A 23,625-nucleotide genomic window follows, 5' to 3' on the forward strand; every position below is an offset into this window, starting at 1 on the left:
AAGGGGTTGCCAATGCTAAACAAAGACTTAGAACTCACTTTAAATGCCGCGTTTCGTGAAGCGCGCACTCGCCGTCATGAGTTTATGACCGTAGAGCACCTTTTACTTGCGCTATTAGATAATCCTTCTGCAGGAGAAGCCTTAAACGCGTGTGGTGTTAATCTTTCAGGCTTAAAAACCGAATTATTAGAATTTATTGACGAAACAACACCCGTCATCCCAGATTTAGAAGAAGAGCGTGAAACTCAGCCAACGCTTGGTTTTCAGCGTGTATTACAACGTGCTGTTTTTCATGTGCAATCGTCAGGAAAAAACGAAGTGACGGGTGTCAATGTACTGGTCGCTATTTTTTCTGAGCAAGAGAGCCAAGCTGTTTATTTACTTAAAAAGCATGATGTATCGCGCTTAGATATTGTTAACTTTATTTCGCACGGTATTTCAAAAGCTGATGATGAACTAGGCGACGACAGCGATGATATACATGAAGAAGTGCAAGAAGTTCAAAATGAAGAAGCAAGTAAGCTAGACAGCTTTACAACTAACTTAAACGCTCAGGCTCGTGAAGGTAATATTGACCCACTGATTGGGCGCGACAGCGAAGTAGAGCGCACGGTACAAGTATTGTGTCGTCGTAAAAAGAATAACCCATTACTTGTTGGTGAAGCGGGCGTTGGTAAAACCGCCATTGCTGAAGGTTTAGCGTACCGTATTGTGAACGAGCAAGTACCAGAAGTAATTGCAGATGCAGTTGTGTACTCACTAGATATGGGGGCATTGCTTGCAGGTACTAAATACCGTGGCGATTTTGAAAAGCGCTTTAAAAGCTTATTAAAAGAGCTTCAGGCACAACCTGGGTCTATTTTATTTATTGATGAAATACATACCATAATAGGTGCTGGCGCAGCGTCTGGTGGCGTTATGGACGCTTCAAACTTACTTAAACCACTTCTTTCAAGTGGTAAGTTACGTTGTATGGGTTCAACCACTTACAATGAGTATAAAAATATTTTTGAGAAAGACCGTGCATTAGTGCGCCGTTTTCAAAAAATTGATGTACTTGAACCAAGTGTTGCTGATACCACTAAAATTTTAAATGGATTAAAAGAGCGTTACGAAGAGCACCATGGTATTCGCTACACTCAAAAAGCATTAAAAGCAGCTGCTGAACTTAGTGCTAAATACATTAATGAGCGCCACTTGCCAGATAAAGCAATTGATGTAATTGATGAAGCGGGAGCTAACCAACGTTTACAGCCTAGTTCTAAACGAAAAAAAACCATTGGTGTGGCTGATATAGAGCTAATAATATCGAAGATGGCACGTATTCCACCACAAAATGTGTCTTCAACAGATAAAGAGACGCTTAAAAATCTAGATCGTAATCTTAAAATGCTTGTGTTTGGACAAGATCAATCTATTGATGCACTTACATCGGCTATTCGTTTATCTCGCTCGGGTTTATCAAGCGAAGAAAAACCAGTGGGTTCGTTCTTGTTTGCAGGCCCAACAGGTGTTGGTAAAACAGAAGTAACTAAGCAACTTGCTAAATGTATGGGTGTTGAGTTTATTCGTTTTGATATGTCTGAGTATGTAGAGCGCCACGCAATCAGCCGACTAATTGGTGCTCCACCAGGATATGTTGGTTTTGAGCAAGGCGGGTTATTAACCGAGGCGGTTATTAAAAACCCACATGCGGTAGTGCTTTTAGATGAGATTGAAAAAGCGCATCCAGATATTTACAATATTTTACTACAAGTTATGGATCACGGTACGTTAACCGATAATAACGGTCGTAAAGCTGATTTTAGAAATGTAGTGGTTGTAATGACTACCAATGCGGGCGTACAAGAAACTACGCGTAAGTCGATTGGTTTTACAGAGCAAGATCACACGCACGATGCAATGGGCGAAATTAATAAAGTATTCTCGCCAGAATTTAGAAACCGTTTAGATAACATCATTTGGTTTAATCACCTCGAACGTGAAGTTATTTTACTGGTGGTTGATAAATTTATTGTGGAGCTGCAAGCTCAGCTTGATAAAAAATCAGTTAATCTTGAGCTTACACCTAAAGCGCGTGAATGGCTCGCAGATAAAGGTTATGACAAGGCTATGGGTGCACGACCAATGGCACGTGTTATTCAAGAAGAGCTTAAAAAGCAATTAGCTAATGAAATACTGTTTGGTGAACTTGTTGATGGCGGTACAGTTAAAGTATCGGTTAAAGACAAAAAAATTCGCTTTGATTACGAGAGCAATTTAACGCCAGCGTAAAACGTTAATTACACAACTAAGTTAAATAAAAATGGCCCGCTAAATAATAGCGGGCCATTTTTTTGCCATTTTTATAGGCAACAAAAAACCCAGTAAAAACTGGGTTTTTTGTTTATTAAATGTAATTGCTAGTCAATGTCTATCAATTACATTTAATAAACGCTTAAAGCTAGTAAAACACTAGCCAAAAACTAAATCTCGTTTACGCACTTACTTAGCGAGCACGGAATACGATACGACCCTTTGATAAATCGTAAGGAGTCATTTCTACCGTTACTTTATCGCCGGTTAAAATACGGATATAGTTTTTGCGCATTTTGCCTGAAATGTGAGCCACAACTACGTGACCATTTTCTAGCTCAACTCGGAACATTGTATTTGGTAAAGTATCAAGGACTGTCCCTTGCATTTCGATTACGTCTTCTTTCGCCATGTTTAGCGTAACACCTCTTTAATAGTTAAACGCTGCAGATTTTGCCCAAAATACACCAATAAGTAAAGGCGCAGGGGCTATATTTGCAAATTAAATAGCCACCCACTCATCATTGAGCTGTTTTTGAGCTGGTAAAAACTGAGTTTTGTACTTCATTTTATCGCATTCATCAATTTGATAGCCTAAGTACACGTATTGCTTATTTTGCTCTTTTGCAAATTTAAGCTGCTCTAATATCATCACAGAGCCTAAACTATAGTGTTCAAAGTCGGGGTCAAAAAAAGTATAAATTGCAGAAATAGAGCTGTTCATACAATCAGTTACGGCAACTGCGGCTAAAGTATCTTGGTGCCATAGTTCAATAAATGTGATTTTGAGCCAACTGCAAAGTAAAAAGCTTTGAAACTGTTCTTTTTCAGGAGGATACATACTTCCATCCTGATGGCGCATCGTTATGTATTTACTATAGAGCGGATAATACTCAGGGCGTTCTTGCATCGAGTATTTTACTTCAAACTGGTTTTTTGCTTTGTTTAGTTTACGTTTTTGCGATTTTGAAGGGATAAAGTCTTGTGCTAATACACGTACAGAATTACATGCACTGCATATTGGGCAGTGTGGACGATATATTTGGTTACCACTGCGACGAAACCCTAAGCCTAATAATGACTCAAATTTGTCTGTGCTGTAGCAACTAGGATCAAGAATAACTAATAGTTGCTCTTGTCTGTTGGGTAAATAACTACAGTCAAACTCTTGGGTTAAACCAACACGTGCAGGAAGTTGCTCATTCATAGATTGCGTCAAGTTCTTGTGGCTCCCACATAATAGGATTAATAATATAGTTATGTGCAGCTTTTAGTTTAGTCAAAAATGTTGAGCGGGGGATTACTTGTGCACCTAAGGTCATTAAATAAGGGTTTTCTAACTGGCAATCAATAAAATGCGCATTATGACGTTTAAGCCAATTTACCAGTGCCCACATAGCAAGCTTTGAGCAATTGGTTTGATGATGAAACATCGATTCACCACAAAAAACACCATTTTGCATAATACCATATAAGCCACCTGCAAGCTCTCCGTTGCTCCACACTTCTAAGCTATGGGCAATGCCAGCATTGTGTGCATTAACATAAGCGTTGAGCATGTCAGAGGTGATCCAAGTGCCATCGGTATCAAGGCGTTGATCCCTACAAGCTTCTATTACCTCCTCAAAGGCATTATTAATGGTTACTTTTACAGGGTGCTTTTTTAAATGTTTACGCAGGCTCTTACTTATATGAAAATCATCCAGTTCAAAAATCCCGCGTTCGCTCGGCGACCACCACATAATAGGCTCATCTTCGCTAAACCAAGGGAATATTCCGCTTTTGTAGGCATTACTTAGGCGAGGTAAACTTAAATCTCCGCCAATTGCTAACAAGCCATCAGGGGTTTCTAATGCGTATTCCGGATTGGGGAATGCTATATCGGTTTCACTTAATTGGTATAGCTGATTTCTCATACAGTACTTATTTTATAATTGAGCGTAAAAGTGTAACTATATTTTAGACATAAAAAAAGGGCTGAATAATCAGCCCTATTATAATTTATTTAATTGCTTATAAATTATCTAAGAAACGCTCTGCATCAAGGGCAGCCATACAGCCTGTACCCGCTGATGTGATTGCTTGACGGTAAATGTGGTCAGACACATCACCTGCAGCAAAAACGCCCTCTACACTTGTTTGAGTTGCGTTACCATTCAATCCAGACTCTACAACTAAGTAGCCATCTTTCATTTCTAGTTGACCTTCAAACATATCTGTATTTGGCTTATGACCAATAGCAATAAATACACCTGCTAAATCTAGCTCTTCTGTTGCATCAGACTGTGCATCTTTAATACGAATGCCAGTTACGCCCATTTGGTCGCCTAATACTTCGTCAAGCGTACGGTTGTAATGTAAAACAACGTTACCGTTAGCTGCTTTTTCAGCAAGGCGGTCTGCAAGTATTTTTTCACTACGGAAACTATCACGGCGGTGAATAACATGTACTTCGTCAGCAATGTTAGATAAGTATAGCGCTTCTTCAACCGCTGTATTACCACCACCAACAACCGCTACTTTCTGACCTTTATAGAAAAAGCCATCACATGTAGCACAGGCTGAAACGCCACGGCCTTGGAAATTAGTTTCAGACTCTAAGCCTAAGTATTTAGCAGACGCACCTGTTGCAATGATTAACGCATCACATGTGTAAGTACCTTGGTCGCCAGTTAGTGTGAAAGGGCGCTTAGATACATCTACTTTATTGATGTGATCGAATATGATTTCAGTTTCAAAGCGCTCAGCGTGCTCTTTCATACGATCCATTAATGCAGGGCCCGTTAAGCCGTGTGCATCACCTGGCCAGTTTTCAACTTCAGTCGTGGTTGTTAATTGGCCACCTTGTTGAATGCCTGTAATTAAAACAGGGTTTAAATTTGCACGTGCTGCATATACTGCGGCAGTATAACCAGCTGGGCCAGAGCCTAAAATTAGTAGCTTACAATGTTTTGCTTCAGTCATTATTTTTTCCTAAACGTTTAATACGGTCTTTAATGCGCTCGATTCTAAGAAAATCAAGGCGGATGTAAACAAAATCCGCGATTATTTTTTTTCGCAAATCGAAAAGCTGTGCAGTATTGTGTACTAGAGCTCAGCACTTTTACAGTTAAAACACCTAAGTAGCTCAATAAATAGACTAACAGGCAACAAAACAGCGTTAATTCATGACCCCTTTGATTTTTTTTGTTATGTTTTACCTAATTTTATTTGTCACTGATAGATTATGTGACCTAAGCGAATAGGCAACTATGTTATTTTGGCAGGAAAAACCCGCATTCGGGTTGACTTCAAAAGACGTTAACGTCTTAACCAATGCGCAAGATTACCGAACGCAATTGCTACGTTTGATAGCTAATGCAAAAAAACGAATTTATATCACAGCGCTTTATTTACAGGATGACGAAGCAGGTCGCGAGATTTTAGAAGCCCTGCATCGAGTATCATTAGAGAACCCTGCGCTTGATGTAAAAGTGCTGGTGGATTTTCATCGTGCGCAACGTGGTTTAATTGGTGCAGAGAAGTCTGATGGTAACGCAAGTTTATACTGTGACGATTTAGAAAAGTTTAAATCGAACGTACAAGTTTATGGCGTACCTGTAAAAGCTAAAGAATTATTTGGCGTATTACATTTAAAGGGTTTTGTCATTGATGATACCTTACTTTACAGCGGCGCAAGCTTAAACAACGTGTATTTGCAGTATAACGAGCGTTACAGACTCGACCGTTACTTTTTAATAACGCAGAGCGAACTGTGTGACTCAGTGGTTGATTTTATAGAGACAAAGCTAATTAGCTCTGTTGCTGTGCCACGCATAGACACACGACCGCTTAAGCGTTTACACGACTTCAAACTTGATCAAAAGCAATTAATGCGTGATTTAAAAGTCGCAAGTTACAACGCACCAGAGCAACTAAATACGCAAGCATTAGGTATTCGTTTGTTTTTAGGGCTTGGTCGTCGTAATAACGAATTAAATCGTTTAATAAAAGCGTTATTTGATACCACAGAGCAAGAGCTTGTGTTGTATACGCCATACTTTAATTTTCCGGCGCCACTTATGCGATCACTGCGCCGATTATTAAAGCAAGGCAAGCAAGTGACTATTGTGGTAGGGGATAAAACAGCCAATGACTTTTATTTACCGCCAAGCGAGCCATTTAGTAAAATAGGGGCGTTGCCTTATTTATATGAAACTATTTTGCATAAGTTTGTAAAAACGCAAAAACGCCACATCGATAACGGTAATTTAAATGTGTATCTGTGGAAAGATGAAAGTAATTCGTTTCATTTAAAAGGTATTTGTTCAGATAGAACAAAGCATTTACTGAGTGGGCATAACTTAAATCCGCGTGCATGGGGTCTTGATATCGAAAACGGTATTTTAATAGAAGATCCAGAGCAAACAATTATGGATGCTATTGATAACGAAAAGCAGGAAATTTTACAACACTGCCGCCGTTTAACAGGCCCAGATGATTTAGAAACAATGGATGATTACCCGCAGCCAGTTAAAAAACTACTAGGCCAAGCTAAGCGCGTAAAAGTAGATTTTATAATTAAGCGTTTTATCTAAATAAGTTTATATAAATCTGAAATTTAAATATAAAAAAAGCAGCTAATTAGCTGCTTTTTTTATGGGTTGTAGTTAGGTTACTATATTATTTAATACCAACCTAACTACGAAACGCTAAATTATGCGTTTTCTACTGCTGTGCGTGGGTCAACATATTCCATGTTGAACGCTTCAGCTACTTCTTTGTAAGTTACTTGGCCTTTAATTACGTTTAAGCCTTTTAAGAAGTGAGCGTCATCTAGTAGCGCCTTTTTATAACCTTTGTTTGCAAGGTTAATGATGAAAGGCAATGTTGCATTGTTAAGTGCAAACGTAGATGTGCGTGGAACAGCACCTGGCATGTTAGCAACACAGTAGTGAACAACTTCATCAACGATGAAAGTTGGATCAGCATGCGTAGTTGCTTTAGAAGTAGCAATACAGCCACCTTGGTCGATTGCAACGTCAACAATTGCAGAACCAGGTTTCATTGCTTTAATGTGCTCAGCAGTTACTAGTTTAGGTGCAGCTGCACCAGGGATCAGTACACCACCGATTACTAAATCAGCTTCTAGTACGTGTTTTTCTAGTGCATCAGCAGTTGAGTAAATAGCTTTAACTTTATTACCAAATTGCGCGTCTAGTGCACGTAATACGTCGATGTTACGATCAAGAACGACAACTTCAGCACCAAGACCAACAGCCATTTGAGCTGCGCTACGACCAACCATGCCACCGCCAATTACAACAACTTTAGCAGCTTCAACGCCAGGTACGCCACCTAGTAGCATGCCACGACCGTGGTTAGATTTTTCTAGCGCTTGTGCACCAGCTTGAATAGACATACGACCAGCAACTTCGCTCATAGGAGCAAGAAGCGGTAAACCACCGCGTGAGTCAGTTACAGTTTCGTATGCAATACAAATAGCTTTGCTTTTTACAAGGTCTTCAGTTTGTGGAAGATCAGGTGCAAGGTGTAAGTAAGTGAAAAGAATTTGGTCTTCACGTAGCATTGCACGTTCAACAGCTTGCGGCTCTTTTACTTTTACAATCATGTCTGCTTTAGCAAAAACATCAGCAGCAGTTGCTAAAATTTCAGCACCCGCTTGTGTGTAATCTTCGTTAGTAAAACCAATGCCCATGCCTGCATCAGTTTCTACAATCACTTGGTGACCGTGGTTTACTAATTCACGAACACTTGCAGGAACCATACCTACACGGTATTCATGGTTTTTAATTTCTTTAGGAACACCAATAATCATATCATTTGCCTTATTAAGAACGGATTAACATTTTCCACTATTATATTCATCATAAGCCCGTGTGTCTCACCTTTTTTAAACTCAAATCTAGTGTTATCATCTAGATAATAAAAATAAACAGCATAAAAAACTAGTTGGCACTATGCATCAGTTATTAGATAGAATTGACCGTAAAATTTTAATGGAATTACAGCACGATGGGCGCTTGTCGAACGTAGAACTGGCCAGACGAGTTGGGCTAAGCGCCACGCCCTGTCTGGAGCGAGTAAAAAAGCTAGAACGAGAAGGCTACATACTTGGCTATAAAGCCGTGGTCGATCCCGCTAAGCTTGGCCAAGGTTTATCGGTGTATGTAGAAGTAACAATTACTAAAACATCTCCCGACGTATTTGATGAGTTTAGTGCGGCCGTTAAAAAGCACGAAGAAATTATCGAATGTCATTTAGTATCGGGGAATTTTGATTTTTTACTTAAAACGCGCGTAAATGATATGTCAGAATACCGTGGCGTATTAGGCGACATACTATTGAAACTGCCAAATGTAAGTGAAAGCCGAACTTATGTAGTAATGGAAGAAGTAAAAGGTGAAGAAGGCGTAATTATTCGTCCTTATATTACTTGAGGTTATTTATATTAACTGCGTCATTTGCTTATATAAGCTCAAATTATAAAAACTTGTTCATAATCAGGCCATCAAGGTTAAGATAAAGTGCAACAAATTGCATTTCCTGCTAAGGTATTTCACTGCTAAGTAAGTGTGAATAAAAATAGAATAATAAAGAGGAATAGGGAACTATGCGCCTAAACGGTGTGCAAAGACTATTAGAAACAGGGCTGATTATCAGTACCTTTACGGCAATATTTATTTTATGTGCCTTGATCAGCTTTGATCCAGCAGATGCTGCATGGTCGCAAACTAGTTTTAGCGAAGTAAGCAACATCACAGGAGCAGCCGGTGCATGGATAGCCGACATTTTATTACTCACCTTTGGTTGGTTGGCTTACTTAGTGCCTGCGGCCATTCAGCTATTTGGCTACTTGCTATTTAAACAACCTCATCGCATTTTACAGCTTGATTACACCACCTTAGCGCTGCGTGTTATTGGTTTTGCTTTATTTATTACCTCAGCTACCGCTATTAGTAGTATTAATTTCGACGATATTTATAACTTTTCATCGGGTGGGGTAGTGGGCGATGTTATTGCATCAGCCATGATGCCTGCGTTTAACTTTACCGGTACATCTATATTATTGCTGTGTTTCTTTTTTGCAGGGCTTACCTTATTGACGGGAGTGTCGTGGGTTGATTTTGTTGATTACCTTGGCGATTTAATGGTTAGGCTTTACCGCTATGTTGTGTCGTATGCAAAAGGCTGGATGCACCGAGAACACGCTGCTGGTAAAGTAAATAATAACGATGAAGTAGACGCCCATTTTGAAGACGATATAAAAGAGCAAATAGAACTGCCTACATCAGCTAAAAAAGCAGATAAACAAAAAGCGATAGATAAACCTCAAACACCGTTTAGTGAACCACAAGTTAGTGATGACTTTATGCCGTTTGATGAACTTGACGATATACTCGATCAAGAAATTGGTTTTAGCGCAATAGATGACGAACCAATGGACACGGCTGCTGCATTAAATGCGCTTGATCAAAGCCCAGTTGTAGAACCAGAAAAACCAGTTACAACGGTGGTATCGCCAGCAAGACCAATGCCTAAACCAAAAGCGCAATATCAACCACCACCAACGGCAAAAGAAAAATTTGAGCAATTATTAACACAAGAGCCACCACCGGGGCCATTACCATCGCTTGATTTACTCGACAGACCAGACAAAGCTAAAAACCCAATTTCGCAAGAAGAGCTTGATAGCGTATCGCGCCTAGTAGAAACAAAATTACTCGACTTTAATGTACAGGCGACTGTAGTAGCGGTATACCCAGGCCCCGTTGTTACACGTTTTGAGCTAGATTTAGCGCCAGGTATTAAAGTGTCTAAAATTACAGGCTTAGCTAAAGATTTAGCCCGTTCGCTTTCGGCAATTAGTGTACGTGTTGTAGAAGTTATTCCAGGTAAAACCTATGTTGGTATTGAGCTTCCAAATAAACACCGTGAAATAGTTCGTTTGTCAGAAGTTATAAACGCCCCTAAATTTGAGCAAAATCCGTCGCCACTTACCATGGTGCTTGGTAAAGATATAGCCGGTCAGCCGGTATGTGCTGATTTGGGTAAAATGCCACATTTATTGGTAGCCGGTACAACCGGTTCAGGTAAATCAGTGGGCGTTAATGTCATGATAGTAAGCTTGCTTTACAAATCGGGTCCTGACGATGTACGTATGATCATGATTGACCCTAAAATGCTTGAGCTTTCAGTATACGAAGGCATTCCGCATTTATTGTGTGAAGTAGTTACCGACATGAAAGAAGCCGCTAATGCACTGCGTTGGTGTGTAGGCGAAATGGAACGTCGTTATAAATTAATGTCAGCATTAGGTGTACGTAACCTAAAAGGTTATAACCAAAAAGTAATGGAAGCCAAAGAGGCGGGTTACCCAATTCTTGACCCGTTATTTAAAGACACCGACGGCATGAAAGAAGGCCCAAACGAGCTAGATAAACTACCAAGTATAGTAGTGGTTATTGACGAATTTGCCGACATGATGATGATTGTAGGTAAAAAAGTAGAAGAACTTATTGCACGTATAGCCCAAAAGGCACGTGCGGCAGGTATTCACTTAGTGCTTGCTACGCAGCGCCCATCGGTTGATGTAATTACCGGCTTAATTAAAGCTAATATTCCAACACGTATGGCGTTTCAGGTATCGAGCAAAATAGATTCACGGACAATACTTGACCAACAAGGTGCAGAAAACTTACTAGGTATGGGCGACATGCTTTATTTACCGCCAGGCACTAGCGTACCAGAGCGTGTGCATGGCGCGTTTGTAGACGACCATGAAGTACACGCCGTAGTAAACGATTGGAAAGCACGTGCTAAACCAAATTACATTGACGAAATACTCAATGGCGATGCCACTGAAGATATTTTATTACCAGGTGAAGCTAGCGAAAATGCAGATGAAGAATCTGATCCTTTATACGACGAAGCTGTGTCGTTTGTAATTGAAACCGGCAAAGTATCTGTATCGTCAGTGCAACGTAAATTACGTGTTGGCTACAACCGCGCAGCACGTTTAGTAGAACAAATGGAAACATCGGGTATCGTGAGTTCACCAGGTCATAACGGTGCTCGCGATGTATTAGTACCTAATGGAGCAAATTCATGAAAAAAGTTAACGCCTTATTATTAGTGTTAGGCAGCGTACTTGCCGCACCAAGCTTTGCTGACGACAGCCAAGCATTACAAGACAGACTTGCCACTTTAAAAAGCTTTAAAGCGCAGTTTGCACAACAAGTAACAGACAAAGAAGGTCAAGCAGTTATGCAAGGCGAGGGCACAATAGCGCTTCAACAGCCTATGATGATTCGCTGGCAGCAAACTAATCCGGACGATACGTTATTTGTATCAAACGGTGATAAAACATATTACTTCGACAGCTTTGCTGAGCAAGTAACGATTATGAAAACCAGCAGCTTAATCGACTCAACACCATTTGTGCTACTGACATCAAAAGACCCAGCACAGTGGGAAAAATACAGCGTACTTGCAACAAGTACAGGCTTTAGTGTAACGCCAAATAAAGGTGTAGAAAGCCAAGTAGAACAACTTGATATAGCATTTGCGGGTAACGAGCAAGGGCTTGCTAAACTAGTGGTTACCGACAACTCAGGGCAGCTATCGTCATTTACGTTTAACAATGCCCAAGTTAATACGCCGCTTGATCAAAGCACTTTTGAATTTACGCCTCCTGAAGGTGTTGAAATAGACGATCAGAGTAACGGTGAGTAATTTAGGTTTTAATTTTGGGCCCGATGTACGCCCACTTGCCGCGCGTATGCGCCCTACAACACTTGATGAATACATTGGTCAGCAGCACTTATTAAGCGGTGATAAACCACTGCATCAAGCCATTGTCGCAGGGCGCTGCCATAGTTTGATTTTATGGGGCCCGCCTGGTGTTGGTAAAACAACACTTGCGCAAATAATTGCCAACCATGCTGATGCCTCACTTATTCAAATGTCGGCGGTAACTGCAGGCGTAAAAGATATACGCGACAGCGTAACGCAAGCGCGGGACAACCTAGAAAGCCGTGGCCAACGCACCCTTATGTTTGTTGACGAGGTTCACCGCTTTAATAAATCCCAACAAGATGCCTTTTTACCGCACATAGAAGACGGTACCTTTATATTTGTAGGTGCAACCACCGAAAACCCATCGTTTGCCCTTAACAACGCTATATTGTCACGTGCACGCGTGTATGTTTTAAAATCGCTTGCCGATACCGACTTATACACCGTAATAGAGCGCGCACTTAAACAAGACGAGCAGCTAAGCCAAAAATACATCACTATTGCCGACAACGCTAAAAAGGCACTGTGCCAAGCAAGTGGCGGCGATGCGCGTAAAGTACTTAACTTACTTGAACAAGCAGTTGACTTAACGTCCGAGCAAAACGGTCAATACAACGTTGATGAGCACGTACTTAGCCAAGTATTACCAACGCATTTAGCTAAATACGATAAAGGCGGCGATGAATTTTACGATTTAATATCAGCCTTTCATAAATCAGTACGTGGTAGCTCCCCCGATGGTGCGCTGTATTGGTATTGCCGAATTTTAGCCGGTGGTGGCGACCCTTTGTATGTAGCAAGGCGTTTACTTGCCATTGCAACAGAGGATATAGGTAACGCCGATCCGCGTGCGATGGAAGTAGCCTTAAATGCGTGGGACATATTTCAGCGAGTAGGCCCTGGCGAAGGCGAGCGCGCTATTGCACAAGCCACATTGTATTTAGCCAGTGCACCCAAAAGTAATGCAGTCTATATGGCGTTTAATCAAGCCAAAGCAGACGCTCAAAACGAGCCAAGTTACCCAGTGCCAGAGCATTTACGTAATGCCCCAACTAATTTAATGAAAGACTTAGGGTATGGCGCTGAGTACCGTTATGCGCATAATGAAGAAGGCGCATTTGCCGCAGGTGAAAAATATTTACCACCAGAAATGGACGGTAAAGAATATTACTTACCGAGCGAGCGCGGACTTGAACAAAAAATCAAACAAAAACTCGATTACCTAAAAGAGCGCGATGCGCAAAGCTCACTTAAACGATACGAAAATGATTAAACTTTATATGATGATCGCCCTTGGCGGAGCCTCAGGTGCGTGTTTACGGTTTTTTATTAGCGAAAGCATGCTAAAACTCCTCGGTAGGGGATTCCCTTTTGGCACGTTGACGGTTAATATTCTGGGTTCATTGTTAATGGGCATTTTGTACGGTTTGATAGATAAAGAAATTATCACCGCAAGCCCCGCTAAAACCCTTATCGGTATTGGCTTTTTAGGTGCATTAACCACCTTTTCAACATTCTCAATGGACTCGTTGTTGTTATTACAACAAGGTCACTTTATTAAAATGGCCCTCAATATCATCTTAAACGTGATGGTGTGTATTTTTATGGCTTGGCTGGGCCTTCAGCTAGTAATGCAAAAAGGTTAAAAAACTAACATGTTAGATTCTAAATTTTTACGTCAAGACATCGAACAAACTGCAGCACGTTTAGCAGCTCGCGGTTACGAACTCGATGTAGCGACGGTAACGGCACTTGAAGAAAAACGCAAAACATTACAAGTAAAAACGCAAGAACTTCAAAGTCAACGTAATGCAAGCGCAAAAGCAATTGGTCAAGCCAAAGCTAAAGGCGAAGACGCACAGCCACTACTTGATGCAGTGGCTAACTTAGGCAGTGAGCTAGACGCCGCTAAAACAGAGCAAGATGAAGTATTAGCCGCAATTAACGACATTGCTTTAGCAATTCCAAACTTGCCGGACGAGTCAGTACCTGCAGGTAAAGACGAAGACGACAACGTTGAAATTTTAACGTGGGGCACACCTAAAAAATTCGATTTTGAAGTTAAAGACCACGTAGATGTAGGCCAAGACCTAAACGGCTTAGACTTTGAAATGGGCGTTAAAATTAGTGGCGCACGCTTTACTGTAATGCGCGGCCAAGTAGCGCGTATGCACCGTGCACTAACGCAATTTATGCTAGATACACATGCTGATAAAAACGGCTATACAGAAATGTATGTACCGTACTTAGTAAATAGTGCAAGCCTTTACGGCACGAGCCAACTACCTAAATTTGCGGGCGATTTATTCCACACATTAGGCCTTGTAAATGACGACGGCGAACAACAAGCCGGCTTTAGCTTAATTCCTACAGCTGAAGTACCGCTTACAAACAGCGCACGCGACGAAATTTACGATGAAAGCGATTTACCAATTCGCTTAGTTGCCCACACTCCGTGTTTCAGAAGTGAAGCAGGCAGCTATGGTCGCGATACACGAGGCTTAATTCGTCAACATCAGTTTGATAAAGTTGAACTTGTACAACTTGTAAAACCAGAAGACTCAATGGCAACGCTTGAAGAGTTAACAGGTCACGCAGAGCAAATACTACAAGCATTAGAACTTCCGTACCGTAAAGTAATTTTATGTATGGGCGACATGGGCTTTGGCTCAGCTAAAACATACGATTTAGAAGTATGGTTACCTGCGCAAGACACATACCGTGAAATTTCGTCTTGTTCAAACATGGCTGACTTTCAGGCGCGCAGAATGCAAGCACGTTTTCGCCGTGAAGGTGTTAAAAAGCCAGAGTTACTACATACACTAAATGGTTCAGGCTTAGCCGTTGGCCGTACACTAGTAGCCATACTAGAAAACTACCAACAAGCCGATGGCACAGTAGTAGTACCAGAAGTATTACGCCCATACATGGGTGGACTTGAAGTGATTGGTAAACAATAAAAATCAAGTTTAAGTTAAGCAAGCTTTAAGCTTGTAAATCTTAAGACGAAAGCCGCTGTTTGCAATGAACAGCGGCTTTTTTGTTTAGGTTAAAGGCAAAAGCTTAGAGAAAAATTTAAGTTATCTTATTAATAACATCGCTTACACCTATTTTATGGCTCATTACTTTTTTGTCCGATATTACTGATCTCTACCATTTTGGGGTATTTCTACATCAAGGAAACTTAAATATCGGCTAACTAGTTGTTTACAAGTCCTTATTAGCTGGTTAAATTAGAACCTTTGTAATATTTGGACATTTGTCGGTTTATAAAGCGACAAATGTCGGATACAAAGTTGTTAGGGTTATAGGAGTATTATTACACGTGGTGGATTCTGAAAACAAAGGAAGTAGTTATTGGAAGCTTGCGAGTTTTCTATTGATAGGAATTTTAATTCCTTTAACCGCGGCTTTAACGCCTTGGTTATTAGAACAAATATCTCCCAAAAACAACCTTTCCTTTAAATATGTTGAGCCTATATCAACAGACACATCTTTAGCCCTAAGTGTCACTATCTTAAATGCAGGCAGTGATACTCAAAAAAATATAGAAGTATGGTTACCATTTTCAGTTCTTTCTATTACAAGAACTGAGGTGGGAGATGACGGTAAATTAAACGTTTTTATACCTAAACCTGTTATCGAGTTAGAAACTAGCATCCCATACAGCTCTGCTGAATTAATAGATAGTAATTATCTTCTGAAATTTGAATCACTGAGACCCAATGAATCAATTTCAATTAAAGTAATTTCAACTGGAACAAAAGTATTTTCTAATCGATATGAGTTAGAAAGTATGCGTATAGTTTCTCAAGACGTTATTGCAACGGTAGATCAACCAACTGATACTCAGTACCAGTTATATAGAACCGGTTCTATAATTTTGGTAGTCTTAATATTTTTGTTTTTAAGTTGGGCTATATATTATGAGTATTTAATGCCGAACGAACAAAAAGAAAAATACCTATTAAAGCAAATAGATGAATTAACAAGTAAAAGATAACCCTAACAAGTTGCTTAAACGGACACAAACAGCTGGCTGTGCTCGTTCCTCGCTATTATAGCCAGCCATTTTTAGCCGCTTAGCAAAGCGTTAGAACCACTAGGAAGTTTTGTGATTAATTCAAGGCATTATCTTACACAACCATTATCTACTAATGATGGGTACACATGGACTTTAGCAAGTCGCTTAGGAGCTATGCTCCGAGAAATCGAAAACTTGTATGGTGAACGTGATAAATCTTGGACGTTCGTTGGGGTTGAGTTTGAAAAAAATGGGCCCCAAAACTGGTTTCCCGGAAACTGTGGAAATATTGCAATCCAGTTAAATACCAATGCATTAGATAATGAAATATTAGCTCATTACCAATTAGCTCATGAGGTTGTTCATTTATTAGCTCCAGATGGCAAACGTGGTGCGCCAATCATTGAAGAAGGGTTGGCGACACTTTATTCTGAGGATTTTATATCAAGAGAATATGGTGCAACAGGATATACAAATATGCCTTCTTACATTGATGCTGCAAAAAGTGTTCGTGATTTATTATCTTTTGATCCTGAGGCAATTAAAAAGTTGAGGGCAGTTCAACCATCATTTAAAGAAATGACTGTAGAAACCTTCAAAATTGCCAATATAAATTATCCACAAGAAAAGATATTAAAGCTCATTTCAGCTTTTGTGCGCACGTAGTTCTAACAAGTCGTTTAATACAATTGGAGTGGCTGTCTAGTTTAATGCGAGCTTTGATATCACGCGTAAACATTTAACAATCGATTGTACCCAGGTAGAAACCCAGCTATGGTTTGTTTATCAAGATAAATAAACCAGCTAATTTACAGGTTCGTTATGTCTCACGGAGGCTTTGTCGCTCTATGAATGTTTTTCTAATAATTGCAGGTACATTAAGTGCTGTTGTAGCAACTTTGCATTTGGGTTGTATCTATTTTGGAGGTTCTTGGTATAGGTTCTTCGGTGCAGGAGAGCAAATGGCATTACTTTCTGAGCAAGGAAGTATTAAACCAACTCTAATTACTAGTGTAATTGTTCTGATTCTATCAACTTGGTCATTGTATGCATTTTCAGCCGCAGGTGTTATTTTTAAACTTCCATTCATCCGCCTAGCTCTTGTATTAATAACTTTTATTTATTTAGCTCGTGGGATTACTGGATTCTTTCTAATAAATAACCCTATGGGGCGTTCGCCTGAATTTTGGGTTTGGAGTTCTATTATTTGTTTATCTTTTGGTATTGTTCACCTTGTTGGTTTAAAACAACAATGGGCAAGCTTGTGAGTAAAGTGTAGTCTAATAAAGAATCAAACAAGGGCTATTACAATTGGCTTTTGGTAAAGCATTATATTTATAGTTAACTACTTCTCGCCAATAATTGACGGAACAAGGAATATTAAAATGGATAAAATGTCAGTTCACATAACCTCTAAACCTTTAGAAACTTACCCGCAAAAACAAATTTTAAAGGTGGTAGCTGATGAAGTAACCGAAAAAGCGACTGTGCACAAAGCAGCGGTTCAAAGTGACCAAGTAGATATATCCGAAGAAGGAAAAGAAAAAAGTCTGGAAGATCAAAATCGTGAAGCGTTACGTAAATTATCAAGCAATGAAGATGCAAGTCAGGCATCACAATCTGAAGAAGATCCTATTGATGAACAGATTGCTGAAATACAAGAAAAGATAGAAAAACTACTACAGGAAACTGCATTATTACGCAGTAAAGATGATGAAGAGTCGCAGGCTAAAGTGAGGGTACTAGAAGCAGAAATTACCGGGCTTAACACTCAACTTATTGAATTATTGAGACAGCAATTAGAATCGGGTAAATAACAAGCACAGTAAATATATGCAAAGGTAATTGGAGACAAGAACGTTATTAATAACAATAATAAAGACGCTCACCTTAATCTTAAAACTAAAGGGGTTAACCCTGATCTTACTGAGCAAATTACTTAATTAACCAAAGTGGCTTATTGAAAGCCGCTACTTACTTTAAAAGCGAAGCGGCTTTTATTTGCTTTATGAATTAGTTTGCTGTCATCAACATTAGCTTTGCCTCTTTACCGTCTGTTAATACTGCGACGTTACCTTTATCAGTTATAAACACATCTCTTAACCTGCCTGCAGCCTTAGGAAATACCTGAGACTGTGTAAATTCACCATTGGCCAGATTAACGCTGTAGAGCTTTTTATCAACAAGAGTAGTGATTAGCACATGTTGTTGCAATGAAGGGAAGGCTGCATGTTTAGAACCGTAATACGCCATGCCTGATGGCGCTATTGATGGCGTCCAATTAACACTTGGTTTTTGCATGCCTTTATATTCGGTAAATGGTGAAATACGCGCTTGTGAGTAATCTTTGCCATAGGTGATTACCGGCCAGCCGTAATTAGTCCCAGCGGTTAAGTAGTTTAGCTCGTCACCGCCTGCAGGGCCGTGTTCGTTGCTAATAATTTGCTGCGTATCGTAATCATAAACTAAGCCTTGAGGGTTACGATGACCAAGTGAGTAAACAGCATGCGCATTTGGGTTTTTGTGATTAATAAATGGGTTGTCTATTGGAATGGTGCCATCTAGGTTTATACGTAATATTTTACCAAGTTGGCTGGTGATAACTTGTGCTTGCTCTCTAAAGTCAAACCCATCGCCCGTTGAAATTAATAACGTATTGTCGGGTAGGACAAGGGCGCGTCCTGCGTAATGTTGCGGTGTGTTTTTATCAGTCGCTACTTTATAAATAATGTGTGGCTTTGAAAAGTCAGTGCCATTAAACGTGGCTTTGGCAACAACAAGCCTGTTTGCGCTTGCATCACCTTGGGCATAAGTAAAAATAATTTCTTTGGAGTTGTTATAATCTGGTGATAATACAATGTCGAGTAAACCACCTTGGCCTGCAACGTATAAACCTGTTAGGTTTAATTTTACTCTTGATTGCACGTTGTTTTTAACTATAACTACGTGGCCATCACTCTCTGTAATTAGCCATGTGCCGTTTGGTAGTTCAACCATGCTCCACGGAGACTGTAATTGCGTAGCCAGTGTTTGTGTGCTGTATTGCTCCTTTGGTAACGTAGCATTTGCATTAACAGAAAACGAAAAAAGCGAAAGCAAAGTAAAAAAAGAGATACATTGTTTACGGGGCAAGCCTTTGCTAGCATGACTAGTATAAGAGAAAAGCTTTATTTTAAGTTGAGATAACCATGTCGTTTTTAACACGTATATTGCCTTCATTTTTAGTTTCTTGGTTACTTACATTCACACTTGCTAGCTTGTTTCATAGCCAATACGTTGTCAATCAATTAGTTAATGTAGGTGTAGTGGTGGGCTTTAGTGATCGTGCTAGTTTAACCCTTGATGATTGGTTAGGCCTATTACCTACCTATGGCGCTATTATTGCCGTAGCACTTGCCATCGCTTTTTTTGTTACCGTAAAGCTTAATAAAAAGGTTAAAAAATACAGTACTCAGCTATTTGTTATTGCTGGCATTGTGGCATTTGCTATTGTGTTAATTGCCATTGAATCAATTATGAATATTCATATTATAGCGGGCGCAAGAGGCTGGGGTTTTTATGCTCAACTGCTTGCAGGCGCGGTAGGTGGTTTTACATTTTCACAATTATTTAAAGCAACTAAAAACCAAAAAGCTTATTAGATGTGTGAATATAAGTACGGCTTATACGTTATTTGGTGATTAATAAATAAAGCCCGCTGTTTATTGTAAACAGCGGGCTTTAAATATGGCCTTTAGAAATTAATTAAAAAATTAAACTAATTAGTTTGTAGCTACTTAGACCAAATATTAGGATTAAAACGGGTAGGGTTACCAGGTTTAACAGCAAAGAGTTAGTGTAGTTTCCCATAACCCCTTTTTGATTGACCAGCCATACAAGGTAGGTGCTAACAATAGGAAGTAATAACCCGTTAGCCGCTTGCGCGAATATAATTACCGCGACAGGGTCTAAACCGAGTGACGCCACAGCAGCACCAAACAATAAAATAACAATAGCGACGCCTTTAAAGCGCGTGTTACCCATATCGTTTGACCACCCTAACATGCCACACACAGCATAAGCACCGGCAAGTGGCGCTGTAATCGCGCTTGTTAAACCTGCAGCAAATAAGCCAATAGCAAAAAAGTAATGAGCGGCATCGCCAAGCAATGGCTCTAGCTGCACGGCCATGTTAGCTGCACTAATTTGCCCCGCATCGGTGCCATAAAATGCGACTGAAGCTGTAGATAAAATAGCTAAAGTGATCACACCGCCTAAGGTGATTGATAGGCCTGTATCAACATTTGTTTGTTTAATCACTTTTTGCATATCGCTGTTACTGTCGTGTCTAGCAGCGAGTACGCCGGAGTGTAAAAATAAGTTATACGGCACAATGGTAGTACCAACTAAAGCTAGTATGGTTGTAATCGAACCCTCAGGCATACTAGGCATAAAACCTGCAAATACATCCCCCAGTGAAGGCGCTGCCATTACAAGTGTTGAGATAAACACTAAGCTCATTAAAATAACGAGTAAAATTAGCGCGTTTTCAACCACTTTATGTTTGCCGCTATATAGTAAAGCAGCACTTAAAAAAGCAATAAGTGGTGTCCATAGTTGAGGACTAACTTGAGGGAATATTTCAATTAATCCCATGCTAGCCCCACTTAAGTTACCCGCTTCATAAGCTGCACTGCCCACGCCAATGGCGCTAATGACTAAAAATATAGCTAAAGATTTAAATAAAGGCGTTTGAATATGTGCTCTGAGCGCTTGAGCTAAATCTTGCCCGGTAGCAACGCCAAGGCGCGCCGCCATAGATTGTAATAATATAGTGGCAACTACTGAAAACAGTAATGTCCATATAAGTGCAAAACCAAAGTTTGCACCTGCCACGCTGGCGGTAGTAATAGTCCCTGGTCCAATGAAGGCAGCGGTGACAAGTAGTCCTGGTCCTAATCGCATAATTGACCTTAATAGTGCTATTGCATGTTGCTATTTAAAGTTACATCTAACGTTTAAAATCAATAAATTATACGCGATGCCTGTTGTGTTATTGCTGCCACTTACAGTAAGTGCCTTGCAGCGATAGTCGCTCCTTGACGAGTTCTTTTTTATAAGCATATGTTATACCAATCCGCAATAATACTTAATCAATTTGAGGGATTAAATATGACGCTAACTGCGTTAAAAATTTCTGATATACGACTGCATGGATGCAGGAGGTAGAGCAATGCAGGAGCAATTAGTGATAACAACTAAATAACGAAATTTTTGCCTGGTTATCGACACGATTTTCTCACCTCAGAATAGATCACTTAATTAAGCGAATTGCTATTAAAAAAGGTCGAGTAGGATACCAACTTGTATATAAATTTAAAGGGGATACAGTGCGTTTGCATGAATTTTAAACGTATATATAAGCGAGTTAAATGACTGATGCCGATATTAATATCGGCATCAGTATATTTACTTTATTAAGTTTTTAATCGCTTCTAAGCCTTTTTTTAGGATATCTGCATCGGTAGCATAGTTAATACGAATACACTCGTGCTTGTGCGCCCAGCTGTCGTCAATGCCGATAAAAAAGTTGTGACCTGGGATCACATACACGTCTTGCTCTTTAAGCTTTTGATACAACACCTCGCTTGTCATTTTTGCATCTTTAAACCACAGCCACATAAAAAATGCGCCTTCAACTTTGTGCAAATAAACAGGCAGTTCGGCAAATACTTCATCAAACAACTCAATCGCTATGTGTGCTTTATTGCGATAAAAAGGCAACACAACGTTGCGGCACAGTGGGAGTAGTTCGTCGTCGTTAATTAAGCGTGTCACTAAGCTTGGACCAATACTATTTGGCGATAACACCATGCTGCCATTTACGCGACCAATTGCTTTAATAATCTCATTGTTTGCAACCACAATACCGCTGCGTAAACCCGGTAGGCCCAGCTTTGAAAGTGACATACACAAAATAATGTTTGAGTTCCACGTTAGATTTGCGTCGGTGTAAATACAACCTGGGAACGGATCGCCATATGCGTTATCAATAATGAGTGGAATACCATAGTGCTTAGCAAGCAAATCAAGGTGTTTTACTTCATCGTCGGTAATTACATTACCTGTTGGGTTGGTAGGGCGTGATACGCACAGCGCGCTTATGCTGCTGTCGTTTGCTAGTACTTTTTCAACTGCTTTAAAATCAATTACGTATTTAAACTGTTTTGATGCACTACCTGTATTTAAAATTTCGATATCAGGCTTTATGGCAACAAACATATCAGCCGATAAACCTTGATCGGCATAACCTATGTACTCTGGCGCAAGGGGAAATAAAATCTTTTTATGGCTGCCATCCGGCATCTCACCTGCCAACATATTAAACAATACAAAAAAGTTAGCTTGGCTGCCATTACCAAGTGCTACGTTATCGGCGCTAATATCCCATGCGAACTCTTTACTTAGCTGGCCTGCTAATGCAGCTCTAAACTCGTCGTTACCAGTCGGGCCGTCGTAAAGGCCAAATACCTGCGATACCTTGTTACTGGCAACGAGTTTTTGTAATTCACTTAAAAAAACCTCATTTACTTGTGGTACTAGTGCGGGGTTACCGCCACCCAGCATAACAATATTAGGATTATTACTGTTTTTAGCACCGCCTAAATCTTCCATTAACTGAGTAATGCCGTTGGGTTGTGTGAATTTAGTGCCAAAGTTTGAGTAGTTCATAATGCATAGCGTTTGTTAGTAATGGGGGGGGCAGTATAGCGTAAATAAATGGCTTAAATTCGATGATGAGAATAATTCAATGCTTAGCTTTACAGGTAGCTATAGTAATGTAATTTCTTATAAAAAAAGGCTAAGTTAAGGTTTTTTAACGCCGTATAAAAACTCTTCGCCGCAGTCCATATACAAATCAAATTTGGTCATAACTTTGGTAAATATGGGGGCGTGCAAAAACTCGTTTAACCATGCGCGTACATGCGTGTATTCACTTTGTAAGTACCAGTGTTTATCTACGCGGGCAAACTGTCTAATAAATGGCAGCAGGGCATAATCGGCTAGACTTTTTTCATCGCCCATTAAGTATTTATGCGTGGTTAGTTTTGCTTCAAATTGCTTAATAAATTCTTCGCAGGCTTTTTGGTAATAAATTTGTGCCATGTCTTTTGTACGAGCATAAAATTTGTACTTTTCGAGCACGGGTTTAAATTGCGTATCGTTTAGCTTAATTAACTCAAGCATGCGCTCAAGTGCTAATGGGTCTTGAGTATGCAGTAAATTATGCGGATCGTTTTGCTTTAAAGCCCAGAGCATAATGTCTAGGCTTTCATCTATAACTTGATTATTCGGCAGTAATAAAACAGGCACAGTGCCTTTAGGCGATATTTGCAACAGATGCGGCGGCTTATTTTTAGTTTTTATAGCGCGTAGAAGCACGTGTTGCTCTGCCATTAAAATACCCATTCGTGCGCGCATTGCATATGGGCAGTGTTGTAATGAATATAATAATGGCAATGTCATGT

At 40.0% G+C, this 23,625-nt stretch carries 22 protein-coding genes; 13 read left to right on the forward strand and 9 right to left on the reverse strand.

Annotated features, from left to right (window positions below):
• Positions 1 to 12: 12 nt before the first annotated feature.
• Positions 13 to 2,274: an ATP-dependent Clp protease ATP-binding subunit ClpA gene (clpA, locus tag H5122_RS02680; protein ID WP_024595509.1), complete on the forward strand. Its 2,262-nt coding sequence runs from the start codon at positions 13 to 15 to the stop codon at positions 2,272 to 2,274.
• 214 nt (positions 2,275 to 2,488) lie between these two features.
• On the opposite strand, the gene infA is transcribed toward clpA, so the two are convergent.
• The 4 genes from infA to trxB form a co-directional block, all read right to left on the reverse strand.
• On the reverse strand, positions 2,489 to 2,707 hold the full coding sequence (infA, locus tag H5122_RS02685; protein ID WP_002962494.1) for a translation initiation factor IF-1: 219 nt from the start codon (positions 2,705 to 2,707) through the stop codon (positions 2,489 to 2,491).
• A gap of 90 nt (positions 2,708 to 2,797) precedes the next feature.
• A complete protein-coding gene (locus tag H5122_RS02690) occupies positions 2,798 to 3,502 on the reverse strand; it encodes an arginyltransferase (RefSeq protein WP_182673541.1) in 705 nt (234 codons plus the stop codon).
• Positions 3,495 to 4,211: a leucyl/phenylalanyl-tRNA--protein transferase gene (aat, locus tag H5122_RS02695; protein ID WP_182681216.1), complete on the reverse strand. Its 717-nt coding sequence runs from the start codon at positions 4,209 to 4,211 to the stop codon at positions 3,495 to 3,497. Before aat ends, H5122_RS02690 begins: the two co-directional genes overlap by 8 nt.
• A 97-nt stretch (positions 4,212 to 4,308) precedes the next feature.
• Positions 4,309 to 5,259 (reverse strand): thioredoxin-disulfide reductase, encoded by a 951-nt coding sequence (gene trxB, locus H5122_RS02700; RefSeq protein ID WP_182681217.1) that lies wholly within the window; start codon positions 5,257 to 5,259, stop codon positions 4,309 to 4,311.
• A 287-nt stretch (positions 5,260 to 5,546) separates the two neighbouring features.
• On the opposite strand from trxB, the gene pssA reads away from it, so the two are divergent.
• Positions 5,547 to 6,872, forward strand: coding sequence for a CDP-diacylglycerol--serine O-phosphatidyltransferase (gene pssA / locus H5122_RS02705; RefSeq protein ID WP_182681218.1), 1,326 nt, complete (start codon positions 5,547 to 5,549; stop codon positions 6,870 to 6,872).
• A 119-nt stretch (positions 6,873 to 6,991) separates the two neighbouring features.
• On the opposite strand, the gene ald is transcribed toward pssA, so the two are convergent.
• Positions 6,992 to 8,113, reverse strand: a complete 1,122-nt coding sequence (gene ald / locus H5122_RS02710; protein ID WP_002962982.1) for an alanine dehydrogenase — start codon at positions 8,111 to 8,113, stop codon at positions 6,992 to 6,994.
• Between the two features lie 142 nt (positions 8,114 to 8,255).
• Between ald and lrp the strand changes: the two genes are divergently transcribed.
• The 10 genes from lrp (at position 8,256) to H5122_RS02760 (ending at position 17,934) form a co-directional block, all read left to right on the forward strand.
• Complete coding sequence (gene lrp, locus H5122_RS02715; protein ID WP_007582985.1) at positions 8,256 to 8,735, forward strand: leucine-responsive transcriptional regulator Lrp; 480 nt, start codon at positions 8,256 to 8,258, stop codon at positions 8,733 to 8,735.
• 173 nt (positions 8,736 to 8,908) lie between these two features.
• A complete protein-coding gene (locus H5122_RS02720; protein WP_182681219.1) occupies positions 8,909 to 11,407 on the forward strand; it encodes a DNA translocase FtsK in 2,499 nt (832 codons plus the stop codon).
• Positions 11,404 to 12,030: an outer membrane lipoprotein chaperone LolA gene (lolA, locus tag H5122_RS02725; RefSeq protein WP_138489158.1), complete on the forward strand. Its 627-nt coding sequence runs from the start codon at positions 11,404 to 11,406 to the stop codon at positions 12,028 to 12,030. The genes H5122_RS02720 and lolA overlap by 4 nt, the downstream gene beginning before the upstream one ends.
• A complete protein-coding gene (locus H5122_RS02730; protein ID WP_182681220.1) occupies positions 12,023 to 13,366 on the forward strand; it encodes a replication-associated recombination protein A in 1,344 nt (447 codons plus the stop codon). The genes lolA and H5122_RS02730 overlap by 8 nt, the downstream gene beginning before the upstream one ends.
• Entirely contained in the window at positions 13,359 to 13,739 is a 381-nt protein-coding gene (gene crcB / locus H5122_RS02735; RefSeq protein WP_021032117.1) for a fluoride efflux transporter CrcB, read from the forward strand. Before H5122_RS02730 ends, crcB begins: the two co-directional genes overlap by 8 nt.
• A gap of 9 nt (positions 13,740 to 13,748) precedes the next feature.
• On the forward strand, positions 13,749 to 15,053 hold the full coding sequence (serS, locus tag H5122_RS02740; protein ID WP_002962971.1) for a serine--tRNA ligase: 1,305 nt from the start codon (positions 13,749 to 13,751) through the stop codon (positions 15,051 to 15,053).
• A gap of 365 nt (positions 15,054 to 15,418) precedes the next feature.
• A complete protein-coding gene (locus tag H5122_RS02745; protein ID WP_182681221.1) occupies positions 15,419 to 16,096 on the forward strand; it encodes a hypothetical protein in 678 nt (225 codons plus the stop codon).
• A 111-nt stretch (positions 16,097 to 16,207) separates the two neighbouring features.
• On the forward strand, positions 16,208 to 16,783 hold the full coding sequence (locus tag H5122_RS02750; RefSeq protein ID WP_182681222.1) for a hypothetical protein: 576 nt from the start codon (positions 16,208 to 16,210) through the stop codon (positions 16,781 to 16,783).
• Between the two features lie 182 nt (positions 16,784 to 16,965).
• Positions 16,966 to 17,385 carry a hypothetical protein gene (locus tag H5122_RS02755; RefSeq protein WP_182681223.1) on the forward strand — a complete coding sequence of 140 codons (420 nt, stop codon included), beginning with the start codon at positions 16,966 to 16,968 and terminating at the stop codon, positions 17,383 to 17,385.
• 117 nt (positions 17,386 to 17,502) lie between these two features.
• Positions 17,503 to 17,934: a hypothetical protein gene (locus H5122_RS02760; RefSeq protein WP_182681224.1), complete on the forward strand. Its 432-nt coding sequence runs from the start codon at positions 17,503 to 17,505 to the stop codon at positions 17,932 to 17,934.
• Positions 17,935 to 18,130: 196 nt separating this feature from the next.
• On the opposite strand, the gene H5122_RS02765 is transcribed toward H5122_RS02760, so the two are convergent.
• Positions 18,131 to 19,321 (reverse strand): PQQ-dependent sugar dehydrogenase, encoded by a 1,191-nt coding sequence (locus tag H5122_RS02765; RefSeq protein ID WP_182681225.1) that lies wholly within the window; start codon positions 19,319 to 19,321, stop codon positions 18,131 to 18,133.
• Here H5122_RS02765 and H5122_RS02770 point away from each other — a divergent pair.
• Positions 19,306 to 19,758 carry a hypothetical protein gene (locus H5122_RS02770; protein WP_182681226.1) on the forward strand — a complete coding sequence of 151 codons (453 nt, stop codon included), beginning with the start codon at positions 19,306 to 19,308 and terminating at the stop codon, positions 19,756 to 19,758. The two genes, H5122_RS02765 and H5122_RS02770, sit on opposite strands and share 16 nt — an antisense overlap.
• A gap of 103 nt (positions 19,759 to 19,861) precedes the next feature.
• Here H5122_RS02770 and H5122_RS02775 read toward each other — a convergent pair whose 3' ends face one another.
• The 3 genes from H5122_RS02775 to H5122_RS02785 form a co-directional block, all read right to left on the reverse strand.
• On the reverse strand, positions 19,862 to 21,061 hold the full coding sequence (locus H5122_RS02775; RefSeq protein WP_182681227.1) for an Nramp family divalent metal transporter: 1,200 nt from the start codon (positions 21,059 to 21,061) through the stop codon (positions 19,862 to 19,864).
• 504 nt (positions 21,062 to 21,565) lie between these two features.
• A complete protein-coding gene (locus tag H5122_RS02780; RefSeq protein WP_182681228.1) occupies positions 21,566 to 22,828 on the reverse strand; it encodes a valine--pyruvate transaminase in 1,263 nt (420 codons plus the stop codon).
• Between the two features lie 135 nt (positions 22,829 to 22,963).
• The gene (locus tag H5122_RS02785; protein WP_182681229.1) at positions 22,964 to 23,623 is read right to left on the reverse strand and encodes a glutathione S-transferase; all 660 of its coding nucleotides are present in this window, start codon (positions 23,621 to 23,623) and stop codon (positions 22,964 to 22,966) included.
• Between the last annotated feature and the right edge of the window lie 2 nt (positions 23,624 to 23,625).

Source organism: Pseudoalteromonas sp. SG43-8, from assembly GCF_014164245.1.
GTDB classification, from domain to species: domain Bacteria; phylum Pseudomonadota; class Gammaproteobacteria; order Enterobacterales; family Alteromonadaceae; genus Pseudoalteromonas; species Pseudoalteromonas distincta.

Excerpts from the sequence above, each read along its gene's own strand:
- H5122_RS02760 (WP_182681224.1), top strand. The coding sequence starts at position 17,503 with ATGGATAAAATGTCAGTTCACATAACCTCTAAACCTTTAGAAACTTAC.
- lrp (WP_007582985.1), top strand. The coding sequence starts at position 8,256 with ATGCATCAGTTATTAGATAGAATTGACCGTAAAATTTTAATGGAATTA.
- H5122_RS02755 (WP_182681223.1), top strand. The coding sequence starts at position 16,966 with ATGAATGTTTTTCTAATAATTGCAGGTACATTAAGTGCTGTTGTAGCA.
- H5122_RS02690 (WP_182673541.1), bottom strand. The coding sequence starts at position 3,502 with ATGAATGAGCAACTTCCTGCACGTGTTGGTTTAACCCAAGAGTTTGAC.
- crcB (WP_021032117.1), top strand. The coding sequence starts at position 13,359 with ATGATTAAACTTTATATGATGATCGCCCTTGGCGGAGCCTCAGGTGCG.
- infA (WP_002962494.1), bottom strand. The coding sequence starts at position 2,707 with ATGGCGAAAGAAGACGTAATCGAAATGCAAGGGACAGTCCTTGATACT.
- lolA (WP_138489158.1), top strand. The coding sequence starts at position 11,404 with ATGAAAAAAGTTAACGCCTTATTATTAGTGTTAGGCAGCGTACTTGCC.
- H5122_RS02770 (WP_182681226.1), top strand. The coding sequence starts at position 19,306 with ATGTCGTTTTTAACACGTATATTGCCTTCATTTTTAGTTTCTTGGTTA.
- aat (WP_182681216.1), bottom strand. The coding sequence starts at position 4,211 with ATGAGAAATCAGCTATACCAATTAAGTGAAACCGATATAGCATTCCCC.
- trxB (WP_182681217.1), bottom strand. The coding sequence starts at position 5,259 with ATGACTGAAGCAAAACATTGTAAGCTACTAATTTTAGGCTCTGGCCCA.
- H5122_RS02785 (WP_182681229.1), bottom strand. The coding sequence starts at position 23,623 with ATGACATTGCCATTATTATATTCATTACAACACTGCCCATATGCAATG.
- clpA (WP_024595509.1), top strand. The coding sequence starts at position 13 with ATGCTAAACAAAGACTTAGAACTCACTTTAAATGCCGCGTTTCGTGAA.
- ald (WP_002962982.1), bottom strand. The coding sequence starts at position 8,113 with ATGATTATTGGTGTTCCTAAAGAAATTAAAAACCATGAATACCGTGTA.
- H5122_RS02780 (WP_182681228.1), bottom strand. The coding sequence starts at position 22,828 with ATGAACTACTCAAACTTTGGCACTAAATTCACACAACCCAACGGCATT.
- pssA (WP_182681218.1), top strand. The coding sequence starts at position 5,547 with ATGTTATTTTGGCAGGAAAAACCCGCATTCGGGTTGACTTCAAAAGAC.
- H5122_RS02775 (WP_182681227.1), bottom strand. The coding sequence starts at position 21,061 with ATGCGATTAGGACCAGGACTACTTGTCACCGCTGCCTTCATTGGACCA.
- serS (WP_002962971.1), top strand. The coding sequence starts at position 13,749 with ATGTTAGATTCTAAATTTTTACGTCAAGACATCGAACAAACTGCAGCA.
- H5122_RS02720 (WP_182681219.1), top strand. The coding sequence starts at position 8,909 with ATGCGCCTAAACGGTGTGCAAAGACTATTAGAAACAGGGCTGATTATC.